The organism is Nonomuraea turkmeniaca (assembly GCF_005889735.1).
In the GTDB taxonomy this organism is placed as follows: Bacteria; Actinomycetota; Actinomycetes; order Streptosporangiales; family Streptosporangiaceae; genus Nonomuraea; species Nonomuraea turkmeniaca.
Genome location: NZ_VCKY01000300.1, coordinates 1 through 11,233, shown reverse-complemented (window position 1 = coordinate 11,233; position 11,233 = coordinate 1). Strand labels below are relative to the sequence as shown.

At 72.1% G+C, this 11,233-nt stretch carries 12 protein-coding genes; 4 read left to right on the top strand and 8 right to left on the bottom strand.

Going from position 1 to position 11,233, the window contains the following annotated elements:
- From ETD86_RS48205 to ETD86_RS48180, 6 genes are all read right to left on the bottom strand, one after another.
- Positions 1 to 667: ABC transporter substrate-binding protein (locus ETD86_RS48205; RefSeq protein ID WP_138673332.1), on the bottom strand; the 667-nt coding region annotated here is incomplete at its 3' end.
- Positions 668 to 806: 139 nt separating this feature from the next.
- Positions 807 to 1,571 (bottom strand): SDR family NAD(P)-dependent oxidoreductase, encoded by a 765-nt coding sequence (locus ETD86_RS48200; protein WP_138673331.1) that lies wholly within the window; start codon positions 1,569 to 1,571, stop codon positions 807 to 809.
- An 11-nt stretch (positions 1,572 to 1,582) separates the two neighbouring features.
- The gene (locus ETD86_RS48195) at positions 1,583 to 2,161 is read right to left on the bottom strand and encodes a TetR/AcrR family transcriptional regulator (RefSeq protein ID WP_138673330.1); all 579 of its coding nucleotides are present in this window, start codon (positions 2,159 to 2,161) and stop codon (positions 1,583 to 1,585) included.
- Between the two features lie 43 nt (positions 2,162 to 2,204).
- Positions 2,205 to 3,281 carry a hypothetical protein gene (locus ETD86_RS48190; RefSeq protein ID WP_138673329.1) on the bottom strand — a complete coding sequence of 359 codons (1,077 nt, stop codon included), beginning with the start codon at positions 3,279 to 3,281 and terminating at the stop codon, positions 2,205 to 2,207.
- A gap of 117 nt (positions 3,282 to 3,398) precedes the next feature.
- Positions 3,399 to 3,764, bottom strand: coding sequence for a sigma factor (locus ETD86_RS48185; RefSeq protein ID WP_138673328.1), 366 nt, complete (start codon positions 3,762 to 3,764; stop codon positions 3,399 to 3,401).
- Between the two features lie 52 nt (positions 3,765 to 3,816).
- Positions 3,817 to 4,080 (bottom strand): hypothetical protein, encoded by a 264-nt coding sequence (locus ETD86_RS48180; RefSeq protein WP_138673327.1) that lies wholly within the window; start codon positions 4,078 to 4,080, stop codon positions 3,817 to 3,819.
- Positions 4,081 to 4,293: 213 nt separating this feature from the next.
- Between ETD86_RS48180 and rfaE2 the strand changes: the two genes are divergently transcribed.
- Positions 4,294 to 5,739 carry a D-glycero-beta-D-manno-heptose 1-phosphate adenylyltransferase gene (gene rfaE2, locus ETD86_RS48175; RefSeq protein WP_138673326.1) on the top strand — a complete coding sequence of 482 codons (1,446 nt, stop codon included), beginning with the start codon at positions 4,294 to 4,296 and terminating at the stop codon, positions 5,737 to 5,739.
- A 27-nt stretch (positions 5,740 to 5,766) separates the two neighbouring features.
- On the opposite strand, the gene ETD86_RS48170 is transcribed toward rfaE2, so the two are convergent.
- Positions 5,767 to 7,335, bottom strand: a complete 1,569-nt coding sequence (locus ETD86_RS48170) for an IucA/IucC family protein (RefSeq protein WP_138673325.1) — start codon at positions 7,333 to 7,335, stop codon at positions 5,767 to 5,769.
- A 429-nt stretch (positions 7,336 to 7,764) separates the two neighbouring features.
- Between ETD86_RS48170 and ETD86_RS48165 the strand changes: the two genes are divergently transcribed.
- On the top strand, positions 7,765 to 9,150 hold the full coding sequence (locus tag ETD86_RS48165; protein WP_246149397.1) for an IucA/IucC family protein: 1,386 nt from the start codon (positions 7,765 to 7,767) through the stop codon (positions 9,148 to 9,150).
- On the opposite strand, the gene ETD86_RS48160 is transcribed toward ETD86_RS48165, so the two are convergent.
- Positions 9,147 to 10,256 (bottom strand): sialidase family protein, encoded by a 1,110-nt coding sequence (locus tag ETD86_RS48160; RefSeq protein ID WP_138673323.1) that lies wholly within the window; start codon positions 10,254 to 10,256, stop codon positions 9,147 to 9,149. The two genes, ETD86_RS48165 and ETD86_RS48160, sit on opposite strands and share 4 nt — an antisense overlap.
- 109 nt (positions 10,257 to 10,365) lie before the next feature.
- On the opposite strand from ETD86_RS48160, the gene ETD86_RS48155 reads away from it, so the two are divergent.
- Together ETD86_RS48155 and ETD86_RS48150 are read left to right on the top strand one after the other, a co-directional pair.
- A complete protein-coding gene (locus ETD86_RS48155) occupies positions 10,366 to 10,971 on the top strand; it encodes an RNA polymerase sigma factor (protein ID WP_138673322.1) in 606 nt (201 codons plus the stop codon).
- Positions 10,964 to 11,161, top strand: coding sequence for a hypothetical protein (locus tag ETD86_RS48150; protein WP_138673321.1), 198 nt, complete (start codon positions 10,964 to 10,966; stop codon positions 11,159 to 11,161). The genes ETD86_RS48155 and ETD86_RS48150 overlap by 8 nt, the downstream gene beginning before the upstream one ends.
- Positions 11,162 to 11,233: the final 72 nt, after the last annotated feature.

Below are 11,233 nucleotides of genomic sequence, written 5' to 3'. Positions count from 1 at the left end.
CCCCCCGAGGATCGTGCACGGCCTCGCCGAACTCCCGCACCCCCGCCGCCACGGCGCACACGACCCGCGGAGTCCCCGCCCGCTTGATCACTTCGACGTCCTCGCCGAAGGACCCCGCGCACAGCAGATTCCAGTCCCCACCCGCCGGGAGGGCGTCCCCAGCCCTGACGCGGGTCACCGGAACGCCGACCTCATGCGCGCAGGCCGCCGCACCCGCCGCCACCTGCCGGCCGAAGCTCCCCTTGCCCTCGGCGATCCAGAGCGGGCTGCGATCGCCGTGCTCGGCGAGATGGCGGAGGAAGGGCTCGGCGTATCGGCCGGCCGGGGTCAGGACCGAGATGACGTGGCCGGGGTGGGCGGCCTGGACGTCGTCGCCGGAACCGCCGTGATTCCAGATCACCCTGCCCAGCGCCGCCGCGACGCTCCCCGCCCGCCTGGTGAGCTGGGTGGAGTACGGCCCCAGCAGGATGTCGCAGCGCGCCGACAACCGGCGGAGAACGTCCTCCAGCACCCCTGGATCGCTGCGGTCGTCCTCGACGACGAGCTCCACGGATTCGTCGAAGGACCACCAGACGTCCAGCCCCAGCCTGGCCTGCTCACCGAACCGGGAGTGTCTCCCCGACAGGGACAAGGGCACCCCGAGCCGGAGACCGGCGACCTGAGGCATCGTCTCGTCCCCCTTCGAGAAAGAAGCAGGTCACGTGGCCAGCGTGACACATCGGCCACGAGCGTCAGGTGCGTGATCAGCGAGCGGCGGGGATCCTCACGAGGCGGGTGCTCGTCATCTGGCTCGCGAGGTGTGACGGTTAGGCGGTGGCGCCGCCGTCGATCACGTGATCCTGGCCGACGACGAAGCTCGACTCCTCTGACGACAACCACAACACCGCGGCCGAGATCTCCTCGGGGATGGCGACCCGGCCGATCGGCAGCGCGTCGCGCATGCGCTCGTCCCGCTCGTCACGGGTCTCCCCCGGGCGTGTGGACATGGGCGAGTCGATCGGACCCGGGCTGACGGCGTTGACGCGCACGCCGTCGGCGATGTGGTCGCGGGCGGCGGTGCGGGTCAGGTGGCTCACCGCGGCTTTCGAGGCGGCGTAGGCGGCGGCCCCCGGCAGGCGCCAGTGCGCGCCCAGGTTGGAGGAGACGTTGACGATGGCGCCGCCGCCATGCGCGCGCATGTGGGCGATCTGGTGCTTCATCGACAGGAACACGCCTGTCAGGTTCACGGCGAGCACCTCGTCCCAGACGTCCTCGTCGTAATCGGCCACGGGCGCCAGCATGCCGAAGATCCCGGCCGCGTTGCAGGCGACGTCGAGGCGCCCGTACCGGGAGACCGCGGTCTCCACCATGGCGGCGGCCTCGGCCGGCCTGGTGACGTCCGCGGCGAACGCGCTCGCCCGACCGCCGTCCTCCTCGATCCCCTTCACGAGCGCGGCCAGTCGCCCGGCGTCACGCCCGGCGACCAGCACGGCCGCGCCCTCCTTCGCGTACGCCCGCGCGACCGCCCCGCCCACCACTCCGGTAGCGCCGGTGACGAGCGCGACCTTGCCCTCGAATCTCTTCAATTCCATACCAATCGTTCTCAAATTTGGACGGCTGTCATGGCCTGATTTACCGCGTCACGGAGCCGGCGCGGGTCCGGGTCGGCCCGGCCCAGCACCCTGAGGCCCTGCAGCAGCACGAGCAGGAACCTGGCCAAGGCGTGGGGGTCCTTGTCCGCCGGGATCTCGCCCTGGGCGCGGGCCCTGACGAGGGTGGCGGCCATCACGGTCTCCAGCTCCGTCCAGCTGGCCGCCACCTTGCGGGACACGTCCGGGTCGCGGGAGGCGAACTCGATGGCCGTGTTCACCACCATGCAGCCCCGACGCGCCTCGTCGGCCAGGCATTCCGCGACGTAGGAGTCGAGGAACGCGCGGAGCGCGGGCAGTGCGGGACCCGGCTGGGACAGCGGCGCGACCACGTCGTGCCGCGCAAGGTAGAGCTCCAGCGCCTTCAGATAGAGCTCGCGCTTGCCGCCGAAGGTCCCGTAGATGCTGGCCCGCGCGATGCCGAGATGCGCCACGAGGTCCGCCATCGACGTCGCCTCGTAGCCGCGCTCCCAGAACAGCTCGAGGGCCTTCTCCAGGGCGGACTCGGGATCGAATTCCTTGCTCCGTGCCACGGCGGCAACGCTAACACTATCGAGAACGATCGGTCAAAAATTATCACCTGGCGGTCAGGACCCAGCGCCAGGTGCCGTCCTTGTTGGTGTCGCGGTTGGCGGCGAGCTGGGTCATCCGCGTCCCGTCGACGCTCACCAGGACCAGGCCGTTGTTGAACTCGTTCTCGCACGAGCCGACGCAGCCGAGCGCGAGCACATTGTCGTCGTCCGCCCAGGCGTGCAGTTGCAGCACGTTCTGGCGGCCGACGATCTCGCCGGTCTCGCGATCGGTGATCGTGGTGGGCAGGCCGTCGGGGCCGAGCACGAGGCGGCCGTTCGGCGATACGGCGGACTCCCTCGAATAGTCCACGTACCGCTGGCCCTCGGGCGCGTCCCGCGGCCGGCCGTCGAGGCTGTGGAAGACCCGGTCCGGAATGGTGTCGGTGGGGGCCCAGAGCATGGCGCCGTCCAGGGTCCAGCCGAGGTCCTGGCGGGCGTTTGTGTTGGAAGGTCGCGCGTCCGGGGACATGGGCGGCAGCGGGTGGTAGTCCGCCTGGCCCTTCTCGACGTCCACGATGTAGTAGCCGGTCCGAGGGCTGCTCCTGTCGCCGCCGATCGGAATCACGTCGTCGCCCTTTCCTTGTACGACGTCCGGGTTCTCGGAGTACGCCGTGGCGAGGACCCTGGTGCCGTCCGGGGACCACGAGACAGCGGCTACCGGGTGCTCCAGGTCGAACCACTTCATGACCTGCCGGCTGTTCATGTCGAGGATGCCCAGCCGCTTGCCGGGCAGATCCCCTTCGAGCACGGCCGCGACCTGCAGGCCGGGCGCCACGTCCAGCCACGCCCAGGTGGTGCGCTCATACCCGCCGGTACGGGGGTCGTAGAGCGACCAGATGCGCCACAACCGCTGCCGGTCCTCGGCGATCTGCTCACGGGTGGTCGTGTAGTACGCGGACACGGCCATCCGGCCGGCGGCGACGAGCTTGGCCGGGGGGTTGTTCTCGGTGTCGGCCCGCACGTCGGTCGGCGCGGGCGAGGGCCGGGCCGGGAGGGTGACGCCGTCGGCGGGGCGTACCGTCATCTCGGGCGCGCTCTGGCCGGTGACGAACACCGCGACCGCGGCCACCAGCACCGCCACCAGCGCAGCCGCACCGACGGGCTTCCAGGCGCGCCTCCGTAGCGCCCGGTCGGCCAGATCGTGCGGGATCGCGCGTCTCGTCGGCCCACTCGTGCAGGGTGTCGCGAAGCAATTGGGTCACCTGGCCACCTCCAGTTCCTGTGCCAGCTCGGGCGCGATCTGCCGCAGGCGCGCCAGGGACCGGTGCGCGGTGCTCCTGACCGTGCCGACGCCCGCTCCCTCGGGCAGGTTCGGCTGGACCACCTCGCCACGCCGGCCACTGGCCCGCCACCAGCTGACCTGCTGCCGGTACATGATCTGCCTGGCGTACGCCTCCGGCGCGTCCACCCGCCGCCATTTGGCCGCCAGCTTCGCCAACGTGCTCTGCACCAGGTCCTCGGCCGCGTGCTGGTCACCACCGGTGAGCAAGAACCCGAGCCGCATCAGTGCGGGAGAACGCGCGGCGACGAACTCGCGGAAACGTTGCTCGTCCGCGGCGTCCACGATCACCTCCAGGGTTTGGCGTCACCCTTTCAGACGCCGCGCCGCCGCCCCGCTATGCGCCTGAATCCGGAGAATCCAGCAATCCCAAACTTTCCTGCTCGCCCCGGCGCCGGATGACGTCGTTGATCGCCTCGGTCACCTCTTGCCTGTTGTAGGCGCCCTCGGGCAGCTCGTTGAGGTGCGCGAGCAGGTCGGCAGGCAGGTTCACGTGCTCGGAGGCGTGCGAGTACACCTCCCGGATCGAGACCCGGTCACGCTCCCCGAACGCCTCGTCGATGGCCTGCCGCAGCTCGTCGAGCACCGCGTGGTCACTCATGTCCACCTCTCCCCTCCACCGTGAGCAAGTCACTGACCTGCTCCATCACCATGCCCACGGACACGTCGGTCACCCACGACGGGTCCACGCCGCCGGCGCCGCACACAGGACAGGCCGTCGTCCACGGCCCCGGCCGCCCGGCTACCCCCGGTCACACCGTCCATAACCTGGCCTTATGGGTTTGAGCACAGCTTTCACAGGTACTCGCTCCTCATGAGCACCGCGAACGAGAAGACCGTCAACGCCGTGGTCGTGGGCGACGTCATGCTGGATTCGTGGCTGCTCGGCTCCGCGAAACGGCTGGCCCAGGAGGCGCCGGTGCCCGTGATGAGCCTGGAGGCGACCGAGAACGCCCCGGGCGGCGCCGCCAACACGGCCGCCAACCTCGTGGCGCTCGGGGCCCGCGTCCGGCTCGTCGGCGTCGTGGGCGACGACCCTCCCGGTGACGAGCTGGTGCAGTCGCTGCGGCTGCTCGGCGTCGAGACGGACCTGCTGACCGTGCCGGGGCGGCGTACCGCGCACAAGCGGCGGCTGGTCGCCAGCGGCCAGCTCACGGCCCGCTACGACGAGGAGGACCACGACGTCCTCCCCATGGAGGCCGAGCAGGAGCTGCTCCAGCGGGTGAAGGCGGCCGTGCGGCGGGCCGACGTGGTGGTGGCCTGCGACTACGGGGGTGGCGTGTGCACGCCCGCCGTGCGCCGGTCACTGGCCGGGGTCGGCCTGCTGGTGGTGGACGCGCACGCGGTGGCGCCGTGGCGGGAGTGCGCGCCGGCCGCGGTGCTGCCCAACTACGCCGAGGTCGTACGCCTGCTGGGGGACGAGGACGGCGCGGTGGACCGGCCGGCGTACCTGACGGCGCGGAGCGACCGGCTGCTGGAGCTGACCGGTGCCGGGATCGTGGTGACCACGCTGGACGGCGAGGGCACGCTGCTGCACAGGAGCGGCCGACCGGCGTACCGGACGTACGCGCAGCCCGCGCCGCCCCACATGGCCACGGGCGCGGGCGACACCTACACCGCGGCCTTCACGCTCTGGCTGGCGGGCGGCGCGTCGCCGGAGGAGGCGGCGCAGGCGGGCCAGGCGGCGGCCGGAGTCGTCGTACGCCGCCCCGGCACGGCCATCTGCACCCGGCACGACCTGCTGCGTGCCCTGCGCCGCCGTGAGGGAGCGGTGCAGACGCCCGAGCGGCTGGCCCGGCTGCTGGACGAGCACCGGCGCAGGGGCGAGCGGGTCGTGTTCACCAACGGCTGCTTCGACGTGCTGCACCGGGGGCACGTGACCTATCTGGAGCAGGCGGGGCGGCTCGGCGAAGTGCTCGTGGTGGCGGTCAACAGCGACGCGAGCGTGGCCCGGCTGAAGGGCCCGGGCCGGCCGGTCAACTCGTGCGAGGACCGCATGTCCGTGCTCGCGGCACTGAACGACGTGGACTATGTGGTCGAGTTCGACGAGGACACCCCGGAGCGGCTGCTCAGCATGATCCGCCCCGACCTCTATGTCAAAGGCGGCGACTACACACCGGAGATGTTGCCCGAAGCGCCGCTGGTGCGCGCGCTGGGCGGCGAGGTCCGTGTGCTCGGCTACCTTCCCGACCGCTCGACCACCGCCATCATCGGGCGCATGCAATCGTTGTCCGAACAACTGCTGCCGCCCGACGTCTAGCACCGCTGGTCGCGCGGACACCTCCGGTCAGCGGATCCGCAGCGGATTGGGCACGGGCACGCACCGCATCGCCTCGCCCTCCGCGTCCGTCCACCGCAGGAGGAGATTGGCCTTGGCCGGGATGTGCGCATCGGTGAGCAGGGCTCGCAGTTCCTCAGGATCGCCGTAGTACTTCCCCACACCGGCGAACACGACCCTGGCCCGCGCCCACAACTCGGCCCGCAGCCGCGGATGGCGCGCGGCGACGGCTCCGGCGATCTCGTAGAGGTTGTTGGTCACCAGGCAGTAGACCAGCCGCTCCCAGCTGTAGGACCGGCTCGCCACGGCCGTGTCCGGGAGCTCGGGATGCCGGTCCGCGACGATCCTGACGCCCTCATGGTCGCGGAAGAGGGCCCGGGCGGGCGTGCCGTGCCGGTCCACCGCGATCAGCACGTTCTGCAGGTGGCATTCGAGCACGACCCCGTGGCGCAGGTACGCGTGCAACACCGGCGGCACCACGTGCTCCAGATAGCGTTCCCACCACAGCAGCGACCTGTCCTCGTCCAGCCCGTCGAGCGGGTTGCCGGGGAAACCTTCGCTGACGCTCGCCGCCAGCAACGCCGTCAGCCCTGGGCGCAGGTGCTCGCGCAGCCCGTCCCGCACGATCACCGCGAGCGCCTCGCCCCCGTCCCCGCCCAGCTCCGCGCTGCGGTAGCCGCGGTCGCGCAGCACGGCGGGCCGCGGCACGTGCTCGGGCAGGCCGTCGAACGCGCCGTCCACCAGGTCGGCGACCATGCCCAGCCGGTGCAGGTCGCGCAGCCACAGGCGGCGGATGTCGTTCGTGACCCGCACGTCCAGGCTGAACTTGCAGAACAGGTCCCGCTCCGGCAGGTACACGGTGCGGATCGACGCGGTCGGCACGGCGGGGGCCTCCGTCCTGCCGAGGTGGCGCAGCGGGCCGCCGCGGAGCCCGCCGAGCAGCTCCACCTGCCAGGGATGGGCGGGCAGCAGCATCAAGCCGTCCTCCACGGGCGGCCCGAGAGCGTCGAGCGCGCCCGTGTCCCCCTCCGCCACCAGGAGCTCCCTCGGCACGCCGAACAGCGGCAGCGGGAAGCTCGCGTGCGCCTCCGGCGAGTACCGCAGCCACTGCTCCGGCCCGCCCCCGCCGCGAGCCTTGGGAGCGGGGTGGTAGCGGTGGCCCGCGACGAGGGCCTGCTCGGAGCGCAGGTACGGGTCCGCGGGCGGTGGGCTCGTCCGCCTCGCGGCCAGTAGGACGGCCGTGACGTCCCTGCTGTGGGCGATCTCGGCGAGCAGCACGTCATTGCGCATCCCGGTGCCGGCGCATAGCTCGGCCGCCGTCAGCGCGGTCAGGTCTTCCCATGTCAGCGGGCGCCAGCCGTCCGGCGTGCGGAGCGCGGGCGCGGTGGGGAAACGATCGCCTTCTGTCCACAGCACGTGGCCGGTGGCGGGCAGCGTGTACGTCCCGGGGTCCGGGCCTGGGTTCGCGACCTCGCGGAGCAAGCAATTGAGCAGCGCCGTGACCGCGAGGGCTTCGGCGCCTGCCCATGCCTCTCGCTCCGGCCCGTGGGACGGAAGGAGGCCGTCAGTGGATGCCATGGCGACCTGCTCCTACCGTTTGTCCCCATCCGTGGCCACAGGGTAGCTACCCAGGATGTTTCTGGAAATAAAGGGAAATATGGGGCAGTGGAGAGCGAGTTCGCAGCGCAACTCTCGGCCGTGCGCCCCGACCTGTCGGCCGCCTACGCCGCCGCCCTGCCGGGGGCCCGCGCCGCCGTCCTGGGCCGTCTGTGGCGCAGCCTCCTCCACGAACCCCTCCCCGGCCTGGACGCCTCCCACACCGCGCACGGCGCTTGCGGACGAGCCGGGGATGCGGCCTCCTTGCCTCCAGGTAGGCGTGAACCGGCTCAGGCGGCCCCCGGGCCTCCAGGTAGGCGTGAACCGGCTCAGGCGGCCCCCGGGCCTCCAGGTAGGCGTGAACCGGCTCATGCGGCAGGTGAGCCTCCTGACGGGGCGAGGCAGGCCGTTGTGGTGTTGTCCGACGGGCGGCGGGTGGCCGGGCGGGCGCGGCTGCCGTACGACCTGGGCGGTGAACCTGTCCTGTGGCTGGACGACCTGCCCTGCACGCACCCGGCCGAGCTGCTGGCCGCACTCGGGGTGCCCGGTGCCGGACGGCTGATCGAGGACCTGGCCAACAGCGTCGCCTCCCTGGCCCTGTCCCGGGCGAGCGCCGCCGCCCAGCCCCGGATCGCGGCCGCCACGCCGGTGACCTATGAGCAGAGCGTGGTCGACGGTCACCCTTACCACCCGTGCTGCCGCAACCGGCCGGGAGTCTCGGTGGCCGAACAGCTGGCGTACATGCCGGAGCACCGCCCCGTCGTCGCGCTGGACCTGGTGGCGATGCCTGCCGCGGACTGCCTGGTCACGGGTCCGTGGCCGGCGTCGCTCACCGACGGGGACCGGCTGCTGCTGCCCGTGCACCCCTGGCAGACCCGGCACGTGCTGCCCGGCCTGGGCCTGCGGCCGTACGCGACGGGCGCGATCCCGGCACACCCGCTGATGTCCGTACGAACGCTGGCTCCGCTCGACGGCGGCCCGCATCTGAAAACGGCGTTCACCACCCGGATGACCTCGGACGTCAGGGACATCTCCCCCGGCTCCATCCGTGACTGCGTGGCACTGTCCGACCTGCTCTCGGACCTGTCGGCGCGACTGGACGGTCACCCGCGCGTGGCCCGCTACCTGGCCGGGGCCGCCGCCGCGGCGAAGGGCGAGCCGAGCGCCGACCTGTCGGTCATGCTGCGCGAGCCGACCTCCGCCGTCGCCGGGTCCGGGACCGTCCTGCCCGTGGCCGCCGTCACCCGCGAGATGGTCCGCGACCCGGCCGAGTGGCTGGCGGCGTTCGCCCATCTGGCCCTGACCGCCGCCCTGGGCATGCTGGCGCACGGCGCGGCGCTGGAGGCACACGGCCAGAACCTGCTGATCGTGCTCGACGGAGCTCGCGGCCTGCCCGCCCGCCTGGTCTACCGGGACCTGGCCGACATCCGGCTCAGCCCTGCCAGGCTGGCCCGCAGCGGGATCGAGGTCCCGCCGGTCAGCCCCAGGCTGCTCAGCGACGACCCCGCCGTTCTGCACGCCAAGCTGTTCGGCTCGCTCGTCGGCACCACGTTCGGCAGCCTGATCTCCGTGTTCTGCGCGGGCGACCGGGCCGCCGAGTCACGGTTGTGGGCCGTCGTGGCGGCCGCCGCCCGGGAGGCGTTCGGCACCCTCCCCGGCGGTCCTGACGTCCGTACCGACCGCGACGCGCTGTTCGCCCCGCACCTCACGGTGAAGGCGCTCCTGCTCGCGCAGCTGGAAGGCGCGCCGCCGGACGACAGCTGGATGAAGATCCCCAACCCGCTGCACGCGATCTAGGGTGCCAGCTCGGCGACGGGGAGGCGGCGGAAGGCGATGCTCTCGTACGGGCCGAAGTTCCCGGTCTCGAACAGCAGGCCCACCGTGTCCCTATCGTCCCCGTCCAATCGGACCAGGTCGGAGTAGGCGGCGGGCAGCCCGGACACCGTGTGCGCGACCCGCCAGGTCACACCGTGATCGTCGCTGGCGCGTACCGTCATCAGCGCCCGCGCGTCAGGCGCCGCAGGACCCGAGAACAGCAGCACGTCAGGCGACTCGCACCACAACACGCTGCCCTCCACCACCGGCCCGACCAGCCCGGTCTGGGGGCGGAACGGCTGCTCCAGCGTCTGCCCGCCGTCGGCGGAGTACGCGTCCGCCCTGGTACCGGGGGCGGTCGAGTCGGTGCGGGTGTTGAGGTAGATCCGCCCGCCGGGCAACTCGGTGGCGGTGGTCTCGTTGACGTTGACGTAGCCGTCGGGGTTGTCGTCGACGTAGCCGATCTGCCAAGTCTGGCCGCCGTCGTCGCTGAGCAACGCATGACCGCCGTTGTACTTGCCCTCGGTCCCGTTGTCCTGGCCGGCCGGGGGCAGGGAGTGGTTGGCGGGGACCACGATGCGCCCGGCGTGCGGGCCGTGCCGCAGCTCGATCGCGTGCCCCGGCGTGGTCGCGTACCAGCGCCACTCCGGCCGCTTCGCGCTGCCGGTGATCTCGCGCGGAGCCGACCACGTGACCCCGTCGTCCTCGCTGACCTGTACGAACACCCGCCGTCCATCGGCTGCGGACACCTGGCCGCGCCGGATCTTCTCCTCGGTCGCCGACGGCCCCTGCCGTACGAACGCCAGGACGATCCGCCCGTCGGCCAGCGCCACCGGGGCCGGGTTGCCGGCGGTGCCGCGCCGCGGCTCGGTGGCGACCACCTGCAGGCCGCCCCAGGTCAGGCCACCGTCCGTGGAGCGCTTGAGCACCAGGTCGATGTGCCCCGAGTCGCCGGCCGAGGCGCGCCGTCCCTCCGCGAACGCCAGAACGGTGCCGGCCTTCGTCACGACCGCCGCCGGGATCCGGTACGTGTGGTAACCATCCGTCGCCCGCCGGTACGGCATCGACGTGGGGTAACGATCCGCCATGCGGGCACGCTACGGCCCGCGGGTTAACGACGTCCGACGGGCGGCCGACGTGAAGACAAAAGGGGCCGGCGGTGGAGTAGGGGTATAGCCAACAGAAGGGACATCCCGAATGACCGCTCCCCCAGAGGTGGGCGACCCCCCGAGAGAGACCGACGACGCGACCGTGATGAGCGAGTCCGTACGCCGGCCGGAGCGGTTCGCGATCCTCTACGACCGGTACTTCGAGGAGATCTACCGCTACCTGGCCGCCAGGCTCGGCACGGAAGCGGCCGACGACCTCGCGGCCGAGACGTTCCTGGTGGCCTTCCGCAAGCGGCACACCTTCGACGCCGAGCGTGGCGCCGTCCGGCCCTGGTTGTACGGCATCGCCACCAATCTCGTGGCCGGGCATCGCAGAGGGTTGGTCAGGATGCTGGCCGCCTTCCGCCGCGCGCTGGCCCATGACGCGATCGAGGCCGGGCCAGAGGACCGGGTGACGGGGCGGGTGGACGCGGCGAGCGTGCGGGGGCCGCTCTCCAAGGCGCTGGCCGGGCTCTCGGCGGGCGACCGGGACGTGTTGCTGCTGGTGGCGGTGGCCGGGCTGAGCTACGAGGAGGCCGCCGAGTCGCTGGACATCCCCGCAGGCACGGTCGCCTCCAGGCTCAACCGGGCACGCAAGCGGGTCCGAGCCGTGCTCGGCGACGTCAACCCCATGAACGGAGACGCAGATGAATGACCTGTCCGCGGTGCGGGAGCACCTCGCCGCGCCGGGACCCTCCGAGGAGACGGTCGCGCGGGGCCGGGCCAGGCTCCAGCGACTGATCGTCGACGAGCGCACAGCCCGCCCGAGCCGCCCGGCTCGGTCAGCTCGCCCGGCGAGGGTCGGCCGGGACCGGGCGCGCCCGGGGGCGCCCGGCCTGGGATGAAGGCCGACAATCCCGAAGATCTTCAGCGTCAGGGGCTCCGAGAACGCCTGGAGTCCATCCTCATCCGTACAG